We start from the raw sequence: 20219 nt of genomic DNA, 5'->3' as shown, positions 1-20219 counted from the left end.
AGCGAGCCAAATTCACTGTGTCTCTTTCCACTTCCACTGACCAGAACCAGGGGACGCGCGTCGAGTTCCGCAACGTCTCGAAGGTGTTCCCCACCGGGAAGAAGTCCCAGACCACGGCCGTCGACGACGTCACGCTGACCGTCGAGCCGGGAGAGATCCTCGGCGTCATCGGATACTCCGGCGCGGGGAAGTCCACCCTCGTGCGGCTCATCAATGGCCTGGACACGCCCACCTCGGGCGAGCTGCTTCTTGATGGGACGAACATCGTCGGCATGCGCGAGCGCGAGCTGCGGGGCATCCGATCCTCCATCGGGATGATCTTCCAGCAGTTCAACCTCTTCCACTCCCGCACGGCCGCCGGGAACATCGAGTACCCGCTCAAACTCGCGAAGGTTCCCGCCGCCGAGCGCAAGGAGCGCGTCCGCGAGCTCCTCGACTTCGTCGGTCTCGCCGATCGCGGCAACCACTACCCCGAGCAGCTGTCCGGCGGGCAGAAGCAGCGCGTCGGCATCGCCCGTGCGCTCGCGACGCGCCCCAAGCTGCTCCTTGCCGACGAGGCCACCTCGGCGCTCGACCCCGAAACCACCCACGATGTCCTCAACCTGCTTCGGCACGTCAACCGTGAGCTTGGCATCACGATTGTGGTCATCACCCACGAGATGGAAGTGGTCCGCTCCATCGCCGACACGGTCGCCGTCATGGAGAACGGAAAAGTCGTGGAGTACGGCAGCACCTACGAGGTGTTTTCCCAGCCCAAGACGGATGTCGCCGCGCGCTTCGTCGCCACCTCGCTGCGGAACACCCCCGACCAGGTGGAAACCTCCGACCTGCTCGCGCACCCGGGCCGGCTCTTCACGATCACCCTCACTGAGCACTCCGGATTCTTCGACGCCGCGGCCCGCGCGCGGGAGGCGGGCGTCGGGCTCTCCATCGTCCATGGTGGGGTGACGACGCTGCAGGAGCACAGCTTCGGCAAGATCACCATCCGCCTCAACGGTGAAGAGAACGCCATCGAAGAATTCCACCGCACCTTGCAGGGGACGACCGACATTCAGGAGATCACTCGATGACCGTCACGACGCTCGCAGCTGACTGGGACCGCCTCGGCCCCACTTTCCTCGAATCCATCACCGACACGCTCATCATGGTGTGCATGGCGATGGTGATCGGCGGCATCCTCGGCCTGGCGATCGGCGTGCTACTCTACACCACCCGTGACCAGGGCATCCTGAAGAATCGCGCGCTGTACATGGTGCTCAACATCATCGTGAACTTCATCAGGCCGATCCCCTTCATCATCATGATCGCCGCCTTCGGGCCGCTCACCATGCTCGTCGTGGGGACGACGATCGGCCGGGAAGCCGCCACCTTCATGATGTCCATCGCCGCGACCTTCGGCGTCGCCCGCATCGTCGAGCAAAACCTCGTCTCCATCGACCCGGGCGTCGTCGAAGCCGCCCGAGCCATGGGCGCAGGCCCCTGGAAGATCATCACCTCAGTCATCATCCCCGAGGCCCTCGGCCCCCTCGTCCTGGGCTACACCTTCGCGTTCATCGCCGTGGTCGACATGTCCGCCATGGCCGGCTACGTCGGCGGCGGCGGACTCGGAGACTTCGCCATCACCTACGGCTACCGCGCCTTCGACTGGGAAGTCACCTACACCGCGACGCTCACCATCATCATCATCGTGCAGATCGCGCAGCTCTTCGGCAACTGGCTCTCCAAGAAGATCCTCCGCCGATAAGCGATCACACCACGCACAGACACCGCGCCCGGGGCATTCACCCCGGGCGCGACGTCTATTCCCCCTTTTCCCCTTAATCCTTCTCGACGCGCACGGCCTCCCACACCGTGCCCTGCTTCGGCAGCGTCCCGCACGACGCCACCACCCCCTCCACCCGGCGCGAGCTCAACCCCACCAGCCACGCCCGGCCATCCCGGTGCTCCACGCGCTCCCATGCCTCGGGCTCACCACCCGAATCAGCCTCCCCCGCGGGTGCATCCTCGACGGGACGCACCACCAGCTCACCCCAGTGCACCGTCTCCCCCTGCTCCTCCAGCTGGGCGGCAACCGCCAGCTCAGCGACCTGCCCCGTCGGGCCATACGTGCCACGGCCGCGGTTCCCCAGTACGGAGTACACCCCGTGGACGGCGCGCTCGGTGATGCGGGCGGCGTCGGCCACCGAGGTCCGACCAAAGCTATAGCCCCAGGGCAGCAGGAGCGAGGTCGGGGCGAAACGGTGCCCCTTCATGTGCGAGGTCTCCCACACGACCTCCCCGCCGAAGGAATCATCGAGCTCGCGGGCGAGCGGGCGGCCTTTGATCGCGCAACACGCGTCGCGCTTCGCATGCGCGCACACGAGCAGGAGCGGATGCGTGACCGGCGCGAAGCGCGGAGAGGACTCCGCCCCCGCGAGATCAAGCTCCAACAGGTCGGAGACCTGCGCGATCGTCGTCCCGACGCACGTCGCCGCGCGCGTATCGACGACGTAGACGTGCAGGGCGTCCACGGTGCGTCCCTTGCGGCCCGGTTTGCGCACGAGCTGGAGCCCCGCGCCGGCCTCGGCGAGCTTCTTCTTGATCGCCGCCGTGAGCTCCTCCCCGAACGTGCCACCGTCGAGGACATCCCGGCTCCACCCGCCCGGGAACTCGAGGACGACGAGTCGCTTTTCCTTCTTCGCCGTCCCCGCCAACGGCTCGACCTGGTGGTCCGAGCACCGTGCCGAACATTGATCCTCACACTGCATGGGGCCTAGTGTACAAGTCACCCATCGGCACTCTCGCAGGCGAGGAGCCTACACGGTCGTGTCACTTCTTGATAACGATATGGGCATCCTTTCCCCGTGACCCGGCTCTTCTGGGATGAGGAATCCGCTGTTCACGGCCCGGCCAGCTGGTGCTCTCCCCGCCGGCACGTTCGGGACAAAAAAATACTCTTCCTCCACTTCAGGGCGCTGAGCTGGGATTTGTCATGCTACATTTGGCACTGTTTATGAATGCGGCCCACTATCCGGGAGCTCCCGGCCGGCCGCGCACTGTGAAGGATTTGTGAGAGCTCATGAAGAATGTGTCACGCCTCGTCCCCCTCTCCCCTGCGGGGCGGGTGCCGCGTTCGCGTCGACGCTCTCTCCTTCTTCTCTCTCTTCTCAGCGCCACCGCCGTGGGCCTGGGTGCCTGCCATGCCACTGAGGACAGCTCGCCCACACCGAGAGATTCGGCCACTCTCGCACCGTTGGAGGAGAGCCAGGAGAGCCAGTCGAACCCGGTCATCGCGTCGAAGGACCCTGTCCCCACCTCGTCCCCCGAGGATGAGGAACTCACCCGTGGGTCCAGCTCGCAGGCGGGACACACTCCGCTGGGGGATGCCAACACGGCGATGAAGACGCAACGCCCGGAGGCCCCGGGGCGGCTGGCAGTGACGAAGGTGCGGGTGGGCGCCCATGATGGCTTTGACCGGGTGGTCTTCGACCTTTCCGGGGATGGCCACCCTGGCTGGCACATCGACTATGACACGCACCCCGCCCAGCAGGGTTCGGGGCACTGCATGGAGTATGAGGGCACCATTGCTCTCAACGTCAACATCGATAACACCACCTACCCCTATGAGCTGGGTTTGGATGATCCGCACATCCAGTCCGTGCCTGGCGTGGGGGAGGTCGTGGAGATCATCTCCGCCGGGGTGTTTGAGGGACGTTCTCAGTTCATCATCGGCCTGCGCGCCAAGCACCCGTATGTGGTGAAGGTTCTTGATAACCCCACCCGCCTCGTCATTGACGTGACCCACGACCCCACGCGCTAAATCCGCACCACTCTTGGTGAGCCCTCTCATTGGTAGCTCGCCTCGATCCGCCACTGTCCGCCCACCCAGATCATGAGCCAGCCCTGCGGCTGGGTGCCCTCTGGCGACTGGCCGATCACCTGGAGACGAGCACAGCGCCCTCCGCCCGCGAGCGTGTCATCCACCGGCCACGGTCCGGCCCACGCCTGGACGAGGTAGCGCCGCTGCCCCCACGCCAGTGCGCAGGGCGACCCGCTGAGTAGCGCCTCTCCCGTCACGATGACCTCCTTCCCGCTGCGGTCCACCATCCGGATGCGGTGAGCGGGATGCGTCGGCCCACCTCCAAGCCGCGCCGGCAGCGGCCCGGGAATGGCCCCCGACCACGGGGCGGCATCACCTCCTTCCCATTGCTCCCCGGCCGGGAGCAGGGTCACCCGATCCGCCACGGTGCGCCCGGGGGTCGCGTGTGGCTCGAGAACCGACTCCGGCCCGAAGAGCGACTGCACGCGGTGGACCGCTCGACGCGCGCGGGTATCCTCCTCATGCCCGCCCCACAGGGGTGCGGACGCGGTGGGTTCTTCCACATCGAGTGGCTCGATCCGCAGCGCCGTGAGCCCACCCCGGGCGCCCGTGCCCAGCCAACTATCAAGCTGCCAGCGCACGCGATCAGCCATCGCTTTTTCCGAGAGCGCCTCCCGGGCCCGCCACACGCGCGAGTACTCCTCCCCGCCGAGCTCTGCGCTGATCGCCAGCCGATGGCAGAGAAGCCCCTCCTCGGCGAGCGTGGCGTGCAGCCGGGCCGCGAGGGTGCGCGCCAGGAAGGCGGCCTCATCGACCCTGTTCAGCGGCTCCTCCAGGCGGTAGTCCACGCTGTACTCCGCGGCGGGAAGGGGCGGGGCCACGCGCTTCTCCCGGCCGCGGTCAGCGTGGGCGATGTCCCAGCACGCCATGCCCGGCTGGCCAAAACGCTGCGCTACCGCCCGTGCCGGGAGACGCCCCAGGTCACCGAGTGTCCGCAGGCCCAGCTCTGCAAGGCGGCGGAGGACCTCCGATTCGCAGGCCAGCGCGGATTCGGCTCCGAGGACGGCGAGGGGCTGCTCAGCCAGGAAGGCCGTTGACTCCCCCGCGGGGACCACGGCGCCCCGGCGCGCGGCAATGATGGCCGTGCTGATCTCATCCGCGATGCCGGCGAGGCAGTCCAGCCCTCGACGCGCAGCCGAGTCCAGCACCAGCTCCGCAGCGGCGTCCTCCCCGCCGTGGTATCGGGCAGCTGCCAGGGCGTCAAGGACGAGCAGCCCCGGGCGCAACACCTCGACGGACGCGACGACCTCATCCAGCCCGTCCGCGATGGGGCTGAAGGCGCGGGCATCGCGGTCGTCGTCCCGCGGGGCGATATCCAGCGCAGGGCAGAGCGCCTGCGCCTCGCGCAGCCGCATCCCACGCCTGACCCCTGCGGCCCGGGCCTTGCCCTCGCAGGCCCACACGCGCTGCTCCGCGCTGAGGGCCGCCGGCGGCGTCAGCTCCGCGGCCTGGACGGGCCAATCCGGGAACCACAGCGCCATGACTCGAAGCGCCATGGGGCCTCACGCCCGCACCACGGTCGGGCTGCGCAGGGGGAGCGCGTCGGCACCATCGGAGGCAGAAGGGGCCTTTCGGTCAAGTTCCCCGCACGCACCAAGGCGCAGGAGGCGCGTCATGGCCGGGCGCCCGCGCACGCGAATGGAAACCTCCAGGTCCACCCCGCGCACTCGTCCCTCTCCTTCGCCGATGCCGTGAAAGGCACACACCTGGGCGCTGAGCTCCAGCCCCGTCGAGGGGAAGCGCATCCCCACGCTGAGCAAGACTGCCCGTGTGAGGCGCAGCTTCGCCTGGACCGAGCGCGCCCGCGAGGGACTCAGCGTCTCCCCCGCTGCGGTGGGGTTCTCCCGGCAGATCACCACGTCCATCCCCTCCGCGAGAAGCGCGCCAATGTGGAAGATGTCCCCCTCCGGAGAGGGTACCGATACTATTTTCGACAGGTCGGCACCCGCCTCCATCATTGCAGCACAGCTCAGTTCCGGCCAGCCAACAATCGCAACATGTCCGCCCCGGGAACTACAATACGCAATGAGGCGCACCGCCAGGAGCGGAGACTCCCCGAGGCTCGATACCATCCCTCGAGGTAAACCGCCGCACGGGAGGAGATCGGCCAGTTCAGGCATGAGCTCCACCACCTCCCCCGGGGCCACGCCCTCCCACCCCCGCGCCGCCTCGGGAGCAATGTCCGCCATCTTCTTCCGGAGCACCTCCAGCGTGCGGGCACGCTCCTCCAGCCGATTATCTAGCACGTGTGTTCGATTCATGAGAATGAGTATGCCGCGGGAAAGGGCTAGGGTCAACCCCCGCTGGCCGTCGGCACAAAAGGGCAGTTCAGAGGCGGGCGACCGCGCCCCGGACTCCTCGACCATGACCTCGTGTGCGACAATGCCGATATGCTTCCGCCCAGTCCTGTTCCCACCCCGCAGAGTGTCCGTGTTCTCTCCTCACTCCTCATTGGGGTGGGCGTCGCGGTGCTCTCCACCTCCCTCGCGCGCGGGGTGCAGGTCACGGTCCTGGTCGTGTGCATCGGCGTCGCGTGCCTTCTCATTTTCAGCCACCCCTATCGGCGGGAGATCCGCTCCATCATGGAGAGCCATCACGTCGCCTACCGACCAACGATCAGCTCCATGCTGCCGCTCTTCCTCGTGTGGCTGGCGCTCATGATCACCCCGATCTTCGCGCCCCTCCCCCTCCTGGGCACCGCACTCATCTGGGCAGCGATCAGCGTGTGGATGTACCTGGTCCTCCCCCACGTCGACGGCAGCCGTGCCCTCGCCCATCTCGACGACGCCTCCCCCACCTCACCGCGCCGCTAGCCGCTCCCGCGCGGCCCCAGCCACGGGGCCTCGCGCACGAAACAGCCGGCCGCCGCTGGATATTCAGCAGGCGGCCGGCTTCTCGCATCTCGGCTTAGTCTCTCTCCCGGGCCTTCTCCACGAAGTCCTGGATCTTGTTATTCGCCCACACGTAGAACCAGTGCGCGAGGGTGAAAATCACCCACACGGCAAAGAGCACGAGCGGCCACCACAGCATGGGCATGTGCCCCTGCCAGATGACAATCGCCGCAAAGATCACGGCAAAGACCAGGGTGCGCCCGGGCTGCAGCTCAAAGGTCTTCCGCTCCTGCGCATAGCGCCAGGGCGCGCCGCCGAAGGCGCCGGGCTCCCGGTCTTTCCCGCCCGGGTGCGGACCGACGCGCATGCTACTCCCACTCAATCGTGGCCGGCGGCTTGGAGGTCACGTCGAGGACGACGCGGTTGATCTCCGGGACCTCGTTGGTGATCCGGGTGGAGATCTTCTCCAGGGTGTCGTAGGGGACGCGGACCCAGTCGGCAGTCATGGCGTCCTCGCTGGCGACGGGCCGCAGCACCACCGGGTGCCCGTAGGTGCGGCCATCGCCCTGCACCCCGACGGAGCGCACGTCGGCGAGCAGCACCACCGGGCACTGCCAGATCGTATCGTCCAGCCCCGCGGCCGTGAGCTCCTCGCGCGCGATGGCATCCGCCGCCCGCAGAATCTCCAGGCGCTCCGCCGTCACCTCGCCGATGATGCGGATACCCAGGCCCGGCCCCGGGAAGGGCTGGCGGCCCACGATGGCCTCCGGCAGCCCGAGCTCCCGACCGACGGCCCGCACCTCATCCTTGAAGAGGAGGCGCAGCGGCTCGACGAGGGTGAACTCGACGTCGTCGGGAAGCCCGCCTACGTTGTGGTGGCTCTTGATGTTCGCGGTGCCCGTGCCCCCGCCGGACTCGACGACGTCCGGGTACAGGGTTCCCTGCACGAGGAAATCCACCTGCTGCCCCTCGAGGACTCCGGCGACAGCCCGCTCGAACGCGCGGATGAACTCGGCGCCAATGGCTTTGCGCTTCGCCTCCGGCTCGGTCACCCCGGCCAGCTTGGAGAGGAACGCCTCCCGCTCGTCGAGGGTGACAAGCTTGGCGCCCGTCGCCGCAACGAAGTCCTTCTCCACCTGCTCCCGCTCCCCGGCGCGCAGCAGGCCGTGGTCCACGAAGACGCAGGTCAGACGGTCACCGATAGCGCGCTGGACCAGGGCCGCGGCCACCGCGGAGTCTACCCCGCCAGACAGGCCGCAGATGGCACGGCCGTCCTCGCCCACGCGGGCGCGCACCGACTCGATGAGTTCCTCGGCGATATTCGCCGGAGTCCAGTTCTGCTCGAGGCCCGCGATCTCCGTGAGGAAGCGGGTGAGCACCTCCTGCCCGTGCGGCGAGTGGAGGACCTCCGGGTGGTACTGCACGCCCGCCATCCGTCGAGCCGGGCACTCGAAGGCCGCGACCGGGGCGCCCTCGGTCCGCGCGGTGACCTCGAAGCCCTCCGGCGCCTGGGAGACGGAGTCCCCGTGGCTCATCCACACCTTGTGGTTGTGCTCGAAACCGGCGTGCAGGCTGCCGCCCAGCACCTCCATGGAGGTGCGGCCGTACTCGCGGATGCCGGTCTGGGCCACCGTGCCGCCCAGGGCGTGGGTCATCGCCTGGAAGCCATAACAAATGCCAAAAACCGGCACACCCAGGTCAAGGATGGCCGGATCAAGGCTCGGCGCCCCCTCTTCGTACACGGAGGAGGGGCCGCCGGACAGGATGAGCGCCACCGGGTCCTTCGCGGCGACCTCGGCAGCCGTCGCGGTGTGGGGAATGACCTCCGAATACAGCGAGGCTTCCCGCACGCGACGCGCGATGAGCTGCGCGTATTGGGCGCCGAAGTCCATGACGAGGACCGGCCGGTGCTGAACAGGACGAGGATGTTGATCAGGCTGTGTCACGGACCTGATTCTACGGCATGCCTACCAGCTCGTGATGTTCAGTTCAGCCTTCTGGAAGCGCTTGAGGTCCGTGTAGCCGCACTTCGCCATCGCGCGGCGCAGGCCTCCGATGATGTTCTCCCGGCCCTCGACGTCCGTCGACGGCCCATAGAGCACGGCCTCGAGGCTCGGGCGCTCCTCCAGCCCCTCCTCGAAGAGGGAGCGACGGAAGGAGGACTCCAGGGCGCCCCGCGGGAATCGGGGGTGCGCCGCGGCGGAGGGCCAGAACCAGCACTTCGCGGGGGCCTCCGCGGCGTCGGCGAGCAGGGAGCCCGCCATGACGGCGTCGGCGCCGCAGGCGATCGCCCGGGCGATGTGCCCGGAGCCCTCGATCTCCCCGTCCGCGATGATGTGGACGTAGCGACCCCCGGTCTCATCGAGGTAGTCACGACGCGCGGCTGCCACATCCACGATGGAGGTGGCCATGCCTGCGGTGATGCCCATGGCGAACTCGTTCGTGTTCTCCCCGCCGCCGACGATGACGCCCGCGGCGCCACTGCGCATGAGGTGCAGGGCCGTGGTATAGTCCGTCACCCCGCCGGCAACCACCGGGATGTCCAGGGAACCGATGAACTCCTTGAGGTTGAGGGACTCCCCCTCGCGGCTCACGTGCTCCGCCGAGATGACGGTGCCCTGGATGAAGAGGATCTCCGCGCCCGCCGCGATGACAGTGGGGGCCAGCTCCCGGGCGTTCTGCGGGGAGACGCGCACGGCAACCGTCGCCCCCGAATCGCGCACCTTCTGGATGCGCTCGGAGAGAAGCTCCGTCTGCAGGGGCGCGGCGTGGAGGCGCTGCAGGGTCTTCGTCGCGAGGCGCTGGCTGCGCTGCCCCGAGGAGATGATCTCCTCATAGGCGGCGTCGAGGTCCTCGTGGCGCCCCCAGATCCCCTCGGCGTTGATGACGGCCAGCCCGCCCAGCCGGCTCATCTCCATGACGAATTCCGGGCTGGCCAGGGCGTCCGTCGGGTGGGAAAGGAGCGGGATCTCAAAGGAGTAGGCATCGATGTGCCAGCTCGTGTCGACATCCGCGGAGGAGCGCGTCCGCCGCTTCGGGACGATGCCGATTTGGCTCAGGTAGTAGCTCCGACGAGCCTGGCGCCCGATCCCGATGTCCTGGTAATTACGCATCTGTGGATTCTTTCCTCAGTTCTTGAGAGTTCTAGCGGTAGTTCGGAGCCTCGACGGTCTGCGTGATGTGGTGCGGGTGCGACTCCTTGAGGCCCGCCGAGGTGATCTGCACAAAGCGTGCCTTGTGGAGGTCCTCGATGGTCGCCGAACCCGTGTAGCCCATCGCCGCGCGCAGGCCGCCCACCAGCTGGTGGGTGATGGAATCGATGGAACCGCGGTAGGGAACCCGTCCCTCGATGCCCTCCGGCACGAGCTTGTCATCGCTCTTGACGTCGGCCTGGAAGTAGCGGTCCTTGGAGTAGGAGCGCTTCTCCCCGCTCAGGCCGCGGCCCTGCATGGCCCCCATGGAGCCCATGCCGCGGTAGCGCTTGTACTGCTTCCCGCCGACCACGACGATGTCCCCCGGCGCCTCGGCCGTGCCCGCCAGCATCGAGCCCAGCATGACGCAGCTGGCGCCAGCGGCCAGGGCCTTCGCGATGTCACCGGAGAACTGCATCCCGCCGTCGGCAATGATCGGCACGCCGGCCTTCTTCGCCGGGACGGCGGCCTCCATGATCGCGGTGATCTGCGGTGCGCCGACGCCCGCGACGACGCGCGTCGTGCAGATGGAGCCCGGCCCGATGCCCACCTTGACGGCGTCGGCGCCGGCCTCGATCATCGCGGCCGCGGCCTCGCGCGTGGCGAGGTTCCCGCCGATGACATCCACCTTCTCCCCGAATTCCTTCTTCACGCGGGAGACCATCTCCAGCACGCCCCGGTTGTGGGCGTGGGCGGTATCGACGATGAGGGCGTCAACGCCGGCGTCGACGAGCGCGTGGGCGCGCGTCCAGGAATCCGGCCCCGTACCAATGCCCGCGGCGACGAGCAGGCGACCCGCCGCATCCTTGGAGGCGTTGGGGTACTGCTCCGTCTTCACGAAGTCCTTCACCGTGATGAGGCCGGTGAGCTTCCCCTGCTTATCCACGATGGGAAGCTTCTCCACCTTGTTGTGGCTGAGGAGGTTGAGCGCCTCCTCCTTGGTCACGCCCTCCGGCGCGACGACGAGCGGCATCGGGGTCATCACCTCGGAGACGCGGCGCTGCGGGTCCGGCTCGAAGCGCATGTCGCGGTTCGTGCAGATACCCACGAGGATGCCCTGCTCATCGACCACGGGGAGGCCGGAAATCCGGAAGCGGGCACACAGCGCGTCCACGTCGGCGATCGTCATCTCCGGGCTGCAGGTGACCGGGTCCGTTACCATCCCCGACTCCGAGCGCTTGACGATCTCCACGTTCTCCGCCTGCTCCTCGATGGACAGGTTACGATGCAAAACACCGAGGCCACCCTGGCGTGCCATTGCGATCGCCATGCGTGCCTCGGTGACGGTATCCATCGCGGCGGAGATCACCGGGATCCCCAAAGAAATGTTGCGGGACAGCTGCGTCGAAGTATCCACCTCGCTGGGAATCACGTCGGACTCTGCCGGCAACAGCAGCACATCGTCAAAGGTCAGGCCCACGAGGGCCACCTTGTTCGGGTCATCCCCACCGGTTGGCACGCGCTGATCGCTCATAGATTTTCCTCTTTCCGAATTGCCCAACTGACCATCTCGTGGTTCTCACTTTAGTCATGATGGGCGCCCTGCTCATCGCACAGGTCATTCGGGAGGGATCCGAGGGATCGCGCGGTCCCCACAGGCGGGGTTCCGGCTAGGGCTGCGGCACGCCCGCCGGGGCCGGGGCCGAGCTCTGCGGGGCTCCCGCATCCGCCTCGGGCGCGGGATCAGCGGGAGTCATCGGCGCCGCGGGGCTCTCCGGCTCCCCCGTGGGATCGAGCGTCGCGCTGGGCTCCGGCGTGGGGACGGCCGTCACGGTGATGGTTTCCGTCAGCGTCACGGTCTCGGGCGCCGGCACGGCCGGGGCCTCGGTGGACGGCTCCGCGGAGGCCGTCGGGCGCGAGCTCGAGGACGCCGGGGTCGCGCTCACCTCCGCATCCTGCGCGCGCAGTCGCTCCCGCGCCCGGTCAAGGAGGGCGCGCAGCTCGTCGGGGCTCTTGCCGCCGTCGACGGCCTCATCCATGTCATCCAGCGTGCTTGAGAGCTCGACGACGGCAGCCCGGTCATCGAAGACCATGGACGCCAGCCCCCACAGCGGCGAGCCGGGCTCGGCGCGATAGAGCGCAGCCCCGGAGCCCGCGATGACGAGCGTGGCCGCCGCAGCCCCCACCAGGCCGCTGGCGAGATGACGACGCCACGCGCCGGGCTGGCGTCGTCGAGCCCCATCGAGGGAGCTCACCTCCGCGAGGAGCGGGGCCGCCGGCATGGGGGCCTCCGTGTCCTCGCGCAGGTCAAGAAGCAGGGCGGCGAGGGGATCCTTCCCGTCGGAGGGATCCTCGCCACGAGAGAGGGCGTCCAGGAAGGCATCATCCGCTGCGATGTCCGAGAAGGACAGATCCTCACGATCACTCATGACTGCGCCTCCTCTCCCAACTTCTTCCGCAAAGACGCCAGAGCACGATGCTGTGCCACGCGCACCGCTCCGGGAGTACTACCCACAATTGCCGCCGTTTCTTCTGCACTGAGACCCTCGAAAATACGGAGGATCAGAATATTGCGAGACTTCTCATTCAATGAATCGAGCAGCGCTCGAACTCTGTTACGCCCATCCGCGATGAGCGCCCACTCCTCCGGGGTATCGTGCTCGACGACAGTCTCCGGAACCTCCTCCGTGGGGTGGAGCCGATCCCGCGACAACGTCCGGTGCGCATCCGCCACCTTGTTGAACGCGATCCCGTACACATAGGCCATGAAGGGGCGCCCACGATCGACGTAGGTGGGCAGGGACGTCGCGACCGCCAAACAAATATCCTGGGCCACGTCCTCCGGTGTGGGGGTCACGCCACCCCCGATCCGGGCGCGCACATAGCGCAGCACCGGCGGGTACACGAGGCCCACCACCCGGTTGAGCGCCGTCCGATCCCCCGCGGCAGCCTGGGGGACAAGCTCTCCCAGCTGCGTCTCGGTATCAGGCACTCCAGTCACTTCCTTCAGCGGTCATCCGGGGGATGCTCGCACTGCGCAGCACCATTCATGGCGCTTCCCGCATGCATAGCACCATCTCACTGTAGTAGCTCAATGGGACTGAGAGCACACCGCGCCCTGGCCTCCTCCGCCCACCTGCAGAGATCTGACGTCAAGTGAACTTCGGCCAAGGTGAACAATTCATTCACTTTTCCGTCACATGAGTGTCATGTTGGCACTTCACACTGGGGCCAACCCCATCCGCCGCGATGATGACACATCGAATCTCCAGGGAGTTTTCACACGATGACGCTCGTTCACCTCTTACCCGGACCGACCGCCGATCACTGGGAGTGGCAATACCTCGGGGCCTGCCGGGGCGAAGATTCCGACCTCTTCTACCACCCCGAGGGCGAGCGCGGCCGGGCCCGTGAGCGTCGCGAGCGCCAAGCCAAAGCGATCTGCCACGCCTGCCCCGTCCTCGAGGAGTGCCGCCGCCACGCGCTGAGCACCCAGGAGCCCTATGGGGTCTGGGGCGGCCTGGGCGAACAGGAGCGCGAGGTGCTCCTTCGCCGGCGCCTCTCCGAGGTCTCCTAGCTTCCCCGCCCCTCCCCTCCCTACCGCACACGAGCGCCCCGCCAGGGATCATCTCCCCGGCGGGGCGTCGAAGGCCTTCACCGCTTAGTGGTGGTGATGGTGATCATGCCCGGACTCCTCAGGGTCCTGCGGCTTCTCGACGACGGAGGCCTCGGTGGTGAGAACCATCCGCGCCACCGACGTCGCGTTGACGACGGCGGAGTGCGTAACCTTCACCGGGTCAATGATGCCCTCCTCGATGAGGTTGCCGTACTCGAGGGTCGCGGCGTTGAGGCCCTCACCGTTGGGGAGCTCCTCGGTGCGGGCGACGACGACCGAGCCGTCGAGACCCGCGTTCTCCGCGATCCAGAAGGTGGGCTTCACCAGGGCGCGCGCCAGGGCCAGCACGCCGGTGCGCGCCTCGCCCTCGAAGGTCTCAGCGAAGGAGTGCAGCTCCTTCGCGATCTGGACGAGCACGGAGCCGCCGCCGGCGATGACGCCCTCCTGGACGGCTGCGCGAGCAGCGTTGATGGCGTCCTCCACGCGCAGCTTGCGCTCGGAGACCTCGGTCTCGGTCGCGGCGCCGACCTTGATGACGGCGACGCCACCGGAGAGCTTCGCGAGGCGCTCCTCCAGCTTCTCCTTGTCCCAGGAGGAGTCGGTGTGCTCGATCTCGCGGCGGATCTGCTCACGGCGCTTCTCGACATCCTCGGCCGAGCCGGCGCCGTCGACGATGACCGTCTCATCCTTGGTCACCGTGATGCGGCGGGCCTGGCCGAAGACGGAGGCGTCGGCCTCCTGGAGGGTGACGCCGACCTCGGGGTCGACGACCGTGGCGCCCGTGACGACCGCGAGGTCATCCATGAAGGCCTTGCGGCGATCGCCGAAGTACGGGGACTTCACGGCCACGGCCTTGAGCGTCTTCCGGATGGAGTTCACCACGAGGGTCTGCAGCGGCTCGCCCTCGATGTCCTCCGCGATGATGAGGACCTGCTTCCCGGACTCCACGACCTTCTCGAGGATCGGGAGGAAGTCCGGCAGCGAGGAAATCTTGTTCCGCACGAGCAGCACGAGCGCGTCATCGAGGACGGCCTGCTGGGTGTCGGTGTCGGTGATGAAGTAGGGGGAGAGGAAGCCCTTATCGAAGGAGATGCCCTCGGTGACGTCGAGGTAGGACTCCATGGACTGGGACTCCTCGACGGTGAGGACCCCGTCCTTGCCCACCTTCTCCATGGCCTGGGCAACCATCTCGCCGACGACCTCGTCGCGCGAGGACACCGTGGCCACGTTGGCGATCTCCGCGGGGGAGGAAATCTCGGTCGCGCGAGCCTTGAGCTCCTCGACGACCTTCTCCGCACCCGCCGCGATGCCGCGGTTGAGCTCAATGGGGTTCGCGCCGGCCGCGACGTTGCGCAGGCCCTCCTCGATGAGCGCCTGGGCCAGCAGGGTGGCGGTGGTGGTGCCATCGCCGGCGATGTCGTTGGTCTTGACGGCCACGGACTTCACCAGCTGGGCGCCGAGGTTCTCGAAGGGCTCGTCAAGGTCAATGTCCCGGGCGATGGTGACGCCGTCGTTGGTGACCGTCGGGCCGCCGAAAGACTTGTCAAGGACGACGTTCCGGCCGCGCGGGCCGAGCGTGACCTTCACCGCGTTGGCGAGGGAGTCCACGCCGTGGAGCAGGTGCTCGCGGGCTTCCTGATCAAAAGCGATCAGCTTAGGCATAGAGGGATTCCCCCTTAGCTTTCGACGATGGCGAGGATGTCACGGGCGGAGAGGATGAGGTAGTCCTCGCCGTTGTACTTGATCTCGGTGCCGCCGTACTTGGAGAAGATCACGGTGTCGCCCTCCTTGACGTCGAGCGGAATGCGCTCGCCCTTCTCATCAAAGCGGCCCGGGCCCACGGCGATAACGGAAGCCTCCTGCGGCTTCTCCTTCGCAGAGTCCGGGATAACGAGACCGGACGCAGTGGTGGTCTCCGCCTCCTTGATCTGGACGAGGATGCGGTCCTCCAGCGGCTTGATGTTGACGTTCGCCACGATGTTCCTCCGTAGTGGACTATTGATGAACTGTGAATGTGCCGGTTGTGGACTGCAGCACAGCCGTCGTCGCGGGTGAACAACTGTCTGTTAAGAACAACCTGCCTGGCACTCTACCCTTACGAGTGCCAGCACTCAACCGTGGCACCTGCCAAAGGCGTCTCGACCTCCATCGATGGGTCCGTGCCGACGTCGAGCGGGGAGGCCGGAGCTCCCTCGTGGATGAGCTGAGCCGCCACCGCCGCAATCATCACGCCGTTATCCGTGCAGAGCCCCAGCGGCGGAACCCGCAGCTCAATGCACGCCGAGGAGCAGCGCGCCGCGGCCAGCTCCCGGAGGCGAGAATTCGCCGCCACTCCCCCGCCGAGCAGCAGCACGCCGGCGCCCACCTCCTGGCAGGCCCGCACTGCCTTCTTCGTGAGGACATCGCACACGGCCTCCTGGAAGCTCGCGCACACATCGGGAAGGTCGATCATCCGCCCCTCGCGCTCCGCGGCCTCGACGTAGCGGGCTACCGCCGTCTTCAGCCCGGAGAAGGAGAAGTCGAAGCGGGTCTCCGGCCGCTTCATGAGCCCCCGGGGGAAGTGAATGGCTGTGGGGTTGCCCTCGCGGGCGCAGCGGTCGATGACCGGCCCGCCCGGATAGCCCAGCCCCAGCAGGCGGGCGACCTTGTCATAGGCCTCCCCCGCTGCGTCGTCGAGCGTGCTGCCCAGCTCCCGCAACGGCCTGCCCACCGCATCGACTTCGAGCAGCTGCGTGTGCCCGCCGCTCACGAGCAGGGCCACGGCGTGCGGGAGGACCTCGTCGCCGAGATTGGCCACCGCCACGTGACCGCCCAAGTGGTTGACCCCATAAAAAGGCACACCCCATGCGGCCGCGTAGGCCTTGGCCGCGGATGCCCCCACAAGCAGCGCCCCCGCGAGGCCCGGGCCGACGGTCGCGGCCACGGCGTCGGGACGATCGATGCCGGCTTCCTCGAGGGCCGCGTGCATGACGCTGCTCATCGCCTCGAGGTGGGCGCGGCTGGCGATCTCCGGCACGACGCCGCCGAAGCGCGCGTGCTCGCTCATCGAGCTCGCCACCTGGTTGGCGAGGATCTCCATGTACCCGTTGTCCTCCAGGCGCACGATCCCCACCCCTGTCTCATCGCAGGAGCTCTCCACGCCGAGGATGATCCGTGACATCGTCTTATCCTTCCTGCTCCACGGCCGGACGGCGCATTGTCACCGCATCGGCCCCGCTGGGCTGATAGTAATTCTTCCTGATTCCCAGGGCCTCAAAGCCCACCGACTCATAGAGCCCTCGCGCCGGCGCATTGTCCGTCCTCACCTCGAGGAAGATCGGCGCCCGCAGCGCATCCGCCACGGCCAGAAGGTTCCCCAGGAGCAGCCGTCCGATGCCCTGCCCCTGCAGCGCGGGGTCCACCCCGATCGTGTGGACCTCGCACTCGGGTGCCGTCGTCGGCCCCATCACTGCCAGGCCCGCATAGCCGACGACGTCACCCGGGCGCTCCTCCGAGCAGGCCACGACATAGAAGGTGTGCGGCTGCGCGAGCTCCTCCCGGAAAGCCTGGGCGGACCAGGGATCATCGCCCGGGAAGAGCAGCTGTTCGAGTTCGGCCACGCGCGGGATGTCCGCCACGGTGAGCTCCCGGAGCATCCAGGTCATGAGTCGCTCCGCGGGATCGCGGGCGAGAGCGGCCGCGAGCGCGGCACCTGGGCGTCGGGACGGCGCAGGTAGAGGGCGCGCAGCGGCTCGGGGGGCTCCCCCAGCGCGGCGGATTCCACGAGCGCCACCGGGGTGGGGGCGAGGTCGAAGCGCGGGGCCGGATGATCGCTGGCGAGGCTCTCGCTCAGCCGGACCGGCACGTTGATAGCCTCGACGATCGGCGGGATCTCGAGCTCCGCGGGGGCGATGACATCGGGGCCGGCCACCCGCTCGGTGGCGGTGTAGCGGGCCCAATAGACCTCGCGGCGGCGGGCGTCCGTGGCCACGAGGAAGTCCGTGGCCTCCGGGAGCGCCTCGCGCATGCCGCGCCAGATGGCGTCGAGGGAACACACCCCGTAGACGGGGATTCCGAGGGCGTCGGCGAAGGCCTGGCCCGTCGCCATCCCCACGCGCAGCCCGGTGAAGGGGCCGGGGCCGCAGCCCACGACGACGGCCTCCAGGTCCCCCATCTCCGCGCCGGCGCGCCGCAGCGTGTCGAGCACAGCGGGGACAAGCTGCTCGTTGTGATGCCGGGTGCCGCGGATGATGACCTCCTCGCGCAGCTCGGCGCGGGGGGCCTCGGGCGCGGGGCGAGGGCTCGCATCCACGAGCCCGACGACGAGGTCAGAGGTTGCGGTATCGATGGCGAGAGTGAGCACGATCCCTAAGGGTAGTCCCCGCTCACAGCCCGCGACGCACAAGCACCGTGAGCGGCCACGTCACCTGAAGGCGCCGGCCGGGTTCGCCCCAGACCTCCCGGAGCTCGGCGAGGAAGGCGTCGAACTCCGCGCGGGCCGCGGGCCCCTCCTTCTCCGCGGTGCGCACCGCCGACCACGTGCCCAGGTAGCCCTCGAAGGCCGGCAGGTCCATGCTCTTCTCCATGACGGCCGGCGCCGCGAAGGGCAGCTCCACTGGCTCCCCCGGCACCTCGATGTCGCGCAGCCCCCTCTCCACGAGCGCGCGCTCCGGCTCCCAGAAACGGTGGAAGGGGCCCCAATAAAAGTCCTGGAAGAAGGCGTCGACGGACCTATCCGACACACTGCACGTCGCGTAGCTGAGCACGGCGAGGATCCCGCCCGGCGCGAGGACCCGGGAGACCTCGCGGAAGAAGGGCTCGGGCTGCACCCAGTGCATCGATTGCGCGATGATGAGGAGATCCGCCACCCCCTCGCGCAACGGCAGGGACTCGGCAATGCCCTGCACCCGCAGGGACAGCGGGGCGGCGCTCAGCTGGGAGAGGCTCGGGTCAATACCCAGCACTCTCTCGACGTGCCCCACCAGCTTCCGGCCCGCCTGCCCCGTCCCGCAGCCCACGTCCACGGCGAGCCCGCGCCCCGGCGCGACCTCGAGGATCCCCCGCATGAGCTCCTCCGGGTACTCCGGGCGGTACGCCGCGTAGTTTTCTCCCGCGGTGAAAAGGGTGTCATTCATGCGCACAGCATAAACGGCGGGGGCCTGCCGGGGGTATGGCCTGCTGGCCGGCCGGGCTAGGTCATGATGGCGACGGCCACCAGCTGACACAGAATGATCTTCCCGATCATCGCCGTGGGGTAGACGGTGGCGTAGCCGCGCTCGGCGAGTTCGGTCTCGGTCTGCACGTTGAGGTAGCTCATGACGGCGGGATTGGTGCTCAGCCCGGCGGCCATACCCATGGACTCGTCCCAGGTGAGGCCGAGCAGCTTCACCCCCACGATCCCGCAGAGCAGGGTGTAGCCCACCGTGAAGCAGATCCCCAGCCCGATGTAGATGAGCGACGTGGAATCCGTCAGCGCCTGGGCGAAGCCAGGGCCGGCCGTCGTGCCCACACCGGCGAGGAAGAGCGCGAGCCCCAGCGCGGAGAGCGTGCGGTTCGCGTGGTAGGGCACCTGCCAGTTGAGCCGCCCGGTGCGCACGAGCGCGCCGAGCACCAGGCCCGCGACGATCGGGCCGCCGCCAAAGCCCAGGGAGACCGAGGAGCCGCCCGGGAGCGGGACCGGGATCGCGCCGAGGAGGAGACCAAGGAGCAGGCCGATGCACAGCGGCAGGAGGTCGATGTTGGCGAGGGCCTTCTCCGAGTCGCCGAGCATCGCCCGCGCGCGGGGCAGGTTATCGCGCCGCGCCACGACGCGCACCCGGTCAGAGAGCTTGAGCACGGTGTCCTCCGCGGGGACGACGTCGTTATCCCCCTCCCGAATGCGGGAGATGAGGAACCCGTGCTGGAGAGTGTGCAGCTCCTTGATGGCGCGCCCGGCGATGGTTGGGTTGGAGACGGTGAGGCGCTGGTACTCGAGGTCGGACTCGCGGATGTCGACGTCCTCCGCGGTTCCCAGCTGCGGCACCGCCCCCGCCAGCGCCTCGGCCGTGCCGTTGAGGAGGACGAGCTGGCCGGCCTCGAGCGGGGCGTGCGGCTCGATGAGCTCGTGGTGCTCCTCCGAGTGAATGATGCGGGTGGCGATGATCTTCTCCCCCGTCATGGCCGGCAGCTCGCTTGCCCGGGCGCGCAGCCCCTCGCGCAGGCGCACGGCCGTCCACTCGACCGGCTCCTGGATGAGGCCCTCCTTGTGGGCGTCCTTGAGGTGATTGACCTTCGCGACGCTCGCCCCGATCGCCGCCACGAGGATCACGCCGATGACCCCGCCCGGGTAGGCCAGCGAGTAGCCCACGACCGGGGTGGTTGATCCGCCAAAGGTCTCGACGACGGCCGCCATACCGGGCGTCGAGCTGAGGGAGCCGGCGAACATACCGGCACCCTGCTGGACGTCGAGCCCACACAGCGGGATGAGCACCCATGCGAGGAGACCGAGCACCACCATGAGCACGACGAGGAAGGCGTTCATCTTCCAGCCGCGGGTGCGGAACTCGGCGAAGAATTGCTCGCCGGCGGTGAGACCGATGGCGTAGACGAAGAGGGCGAGGCCGAATTGGTAGACGAGGGAGGGGATGACGATATCCGGATTCGCCGCGGAGAGCCCCAACGCGACGAAGAGGACCGCCGCCGCCCCGAGGGAGATCCCCGCGATGCGGATCTTTCCGATCGCGAGCCCAGCGGCAAGGATGAGGACGAGAGCTACGAGCGGCTGGTCGCCGAGGAAGGCCAGCATGATGAGAAGTACCGCCTGT

21 protein-coding genes are annotated in these 20219 nt (G+C 68.1%); 5 read left to right on the top strand and 16 right to left on the bottom strand.

What is annotated here, in order from left to right:
• Positions 1-17 precede the first annotated feature (17 nt).
• Both L1O03_RS02155 and L1O03_RS02150 read left to right on the top strand, forming a co-directional pair.
• Entirely contained in the window at positions 18-1070 is a 1053-nt protein-coding gene (locus L1O03_RS02155; RefSeq protein WP_236117766.1) for a methionine ABC transporter ATP-binding protein, read from the top strand.
• Entirely contained in the window at positions 1067-1744 is a 678-nt protein-coding gene (locus L1O03_RS02150; RefSeq protein WP_236117765.1) for a methionine ABC transporter permease, read from the top strand. Before L1O03_RS02155 ends, L1O03_RS02150 begins: the two co-directional genes overlap by 4 nt.
• A gap of 73 nt (positions 1745-1817) precedes the next feature.
• On the opposite strand, the gene L1O03_RS02145 is transcribed toward L1O03_RS02150, so the two are convergent.
• Positions 1818-2747: a sucrase ferredoxin gene (locus L1O03_RS02145; RefSeq protein ID WP_236117764.1), complete on the bottom strand. Its 930-nt coding sequence runs from the start codon at positions 2745-2747 to the stop codon at positions 1818-1820.
• Between the two features lie 311 nt (positions 2748-3058).
• Between L1O03_RS02145 and L1O03_RS02140 the strand changes: the two genes are divergently transcribed.
• Positions 3059-3799: an AMIN-like domain-containing (lipo)protein gene (locus L1O03_RS02140; protein WP_236117763.1), complete on the top strand. Its 741-nt coding sequence runs from the start codon at positions 3059-3061 to the stop codon at positions 3797-3799.
• 26 nt (positions 3800-3825) lie between these two features.
• Here the strand turns inward: L1O03_RS02140 and L1O03_RS02135 are convergent, their stop codons facing one another.
• Positions 3826-5355 carry a Y-family DNA polymerase gene (locus L1O03_RS02135; RefSeq protein WP_236117762.1) on the bottom strand — a complete coding sequence of 510 codons (1530 nt, stop codon included), beginning with the start codon at positions 5353-5355 and terminating at the stop codon, positions 3826-3828.
• Positions 5356-5361: 6 nt separating this feature from the next.
• Positions 5362-6120, bottom strand: coding sequence for a hypothetical protein (locus L1O03_RS02130; RefSeq protein ID WP_236117761.1), 759 nt, complete (start codon positions 6118-6120; stop codon positions 5362-5364).
• Between the two features lie 129 nt (positions 6121-6249).
• Here L1O03_RS02130 and L1O03_RS02125 point away from each other — a divergent pair, with 129 nt between their 5' ends.
• Positions 6250-6672: a hypothetical protein gene (locus L1O03_RS02125; protein ID WP_236117760.1), complete on the top strand. Its 423-nt coding sequence runs from the start codon at positions 6250-6252 to the stop codon at positions 6670-6672.
• 94 nt (positions 6673-6766) lie between these two features.
• On the opposite strand, the gene L1O03_RS02120 is transcribed toward L1O03_RS02125, so the two are convergent.
• The 6 genes from L1O03_RS02120 to L1O03_RS02095 all read right to left on the bottom strand — a co-directional run bounded on the left by L1O03_RS02120 (position 6767) and on the right by L1O03_RS02095 (position 12813).
• Positions 6767-7057 (bottom strand): hypothetical protein, encoded by a 291-nt coding sequence (locus L1O03_RS02120; protein WP_236117759.1) that lies wholly within the window; start codon positions 7055-7057, stop codon positions 6767-6769.
• A gap of 1 nt (position 7058) precedes the next feature.
• The gene (gene guaA, locus L1O03_RS02115) at positions 7059-8636 is read right to left on the bottom strand and encodes a glutamine-hydrolyzing GMP synthase (protein WP_338026113.1); all 1578 of its coding nucleotides are present in this window, start codon (positions 8634-8636) and stop codon (positions 7059-7061) included.
• Positions 8637-8657: 21 nt separating this feature from the next.
• Complete coding sequence (locus L1O03_RS02110; protein WP_236117758.1) at positions 8658-9803, bottom strand: GuaB3 family IMP dehydrogenase-related protein; 1146 nt, start codon at positions 9801-9803, stop codon at positions 8658-8660.
• A gap of 31 nt (positions 9804-9834) precedes the next feature.
• Positions 9835-11355 (bottom strand): IMP dehydrogenase, encoded by a 1521-nt coding sequence (gene guaB, locus L1O03_RS02105; RefSeq protein ID WP_236117757.1) that lies wholly within the window; start codon positions 11353-11355, stop codon positions 9835-9837.
• A gap of 136 nt (positions 11356-11491) precedes the next feature.
• The gene (locus L1O03_RS02100) at positions 11492-12250 is read right to left on the bottom strand and encodes a hypothetical protein (RefSeq protein WP_236117756.1); all 759 of its coding nucleotides are present in this window, start codon (positions 12248-12250) and stop codon (positions 11492-11494) included.
• A complete protein-coding gene (locus L1O03_RS02095) occupies positions 12247-12813 on the bottom strand; it encodes a sigma-70 family RNA polymerase sigma factor (RefSeq protein ID WP_236117755.1) in 567 nt (188 codons plus the stop codon). Before L1O03_RS02095 ends, L1O03_RS02100 begins: the two co-directional genes overlap by 4 nt.
• Before the next feature lie 294 nt (positions 12814-13107).
• Here L1O03_RS02095 and L1O03_RS02090 point away from each other — a divergent pair, with 294 nt between their 5' ends.
• Complete coding sequence (locus L1O03_RS02090) at positions 13108-13398, top strand: WhiB family transcriptional regulator (RefSeq protein ID WP_236117754.1); 291 nt, start codon at positions 13108-13110, stop codon at positions 13396-13398.
• Between the two features lie 84 nt (positions 13399-13482).
• Here the strand turns inward: L1O03_RS02090 and groL are convergent, their stop codons facing one another.
• The 7 genes from groL to L1O03_RS02055 form a co-directional block, all read right to left on the bottom strand.
• Positions 13483-15099: a chaperonin GroEL gene (gene groL / locus L1O03_RS02085; protein ID WP_236117753.1), complete on the bottom strand. Its 1617-nt coding sequence runs from the start codon at positions 15097-15099 to the stop codon at positions 13483-13485.
• Positions 15100-15113: 14 nt separating this feature from the next.
• The gene (groES, locus tag L1O03_RS02080) at positions 15114-15413 is read right to left on the bottom strand and encodes a co-chaperone GroES (RefSeq protein ID WP_236117752.1); all 300 of its coding nucleotides are present in this window, start codon (positions 15411-15413) and stop codon (positions 15114-15116) included.
• 119 nt (positions 15414-15532) lie between these two features.
• Positions 15533-16597, bottom strand: coding sequence for a tRNA (adenosine(37)-N6)-threonylcarbamoyltransferase complex transferase subunit TsaD (tsaD, locus tag L1O03_RS02075; RefSeq protein WP_236117751.1), 1065 nt, complete (start codon positions 16595-16597; stop codon positions 15533-15535).
• Between the two features lie 4 nt (positions 16598-16601).
• Positions 16602-17081 carry a ribosomal protein S18-alanine N-acetyltransferase gene (gene rimI, locus L1O03_RS02070; RefSeq protein ID WP_236117750.1) on the bottom strand — a complete coding sequence of 160 codons (480 nt, stop codon included), beginning with the start codon at positions 17079-17081 and terminating at the stop codon, positions 16602-16604.
• Positions 17078-17779, bottom strand: coding sequence for a tRNA (adenosine(37)-N6)-threonylcarbamoyltransferase complex dimerization subunit type 1 TsaB (tsaB, locus tag L1O03_RS02065; RefSeq protein ID WP_236117749.1), 702 nt, complete (start codon positions 17777-17779; stop codon positions 17078-17080). Before tsaB ends, rimI begins: the two co-directional genes overlap by 4 nt.
• Before the next feature lie 22 nt (positions 17780-17801).
• Complete coding sequence (locus tag L1O03_RS02060; protein ID WP_236117748.1) at positions 17802-18551, bottom strand: class I SAM-dependent methyltransferase; 750 nt, start codon at positions 18549-18551, stop codon at positions 17802-17804.
• Positions 18552-18607: 56 nt separating this feature from the next.
• Positions 18608-20200: an aspartate:alanine exchanger family transporter gene (locus tag L1O03_RS02055; RefSeq protein WP_236117747.1), complete on the bottom strand. Its 1593-nt coding sequence runs from the start codon at positions 20198-20200 to the stop codon at positions 18608-18610.
• Positions 20201-20219: the final 19 nt, after the last annotated feature.

This window comes from Corynebacterium uropygiale (genome assembly GCF_021568315.1).
Lineage (GTDB): Bacteria > Actinomycetota > Actinomycetes > Mycobacteriales > Mycobacteriaceae > Corynebacterium > Corynebacterium uropygiale.
This window is presented reverse-complemented; position numbering and strand designations above follow the sequence as displayed.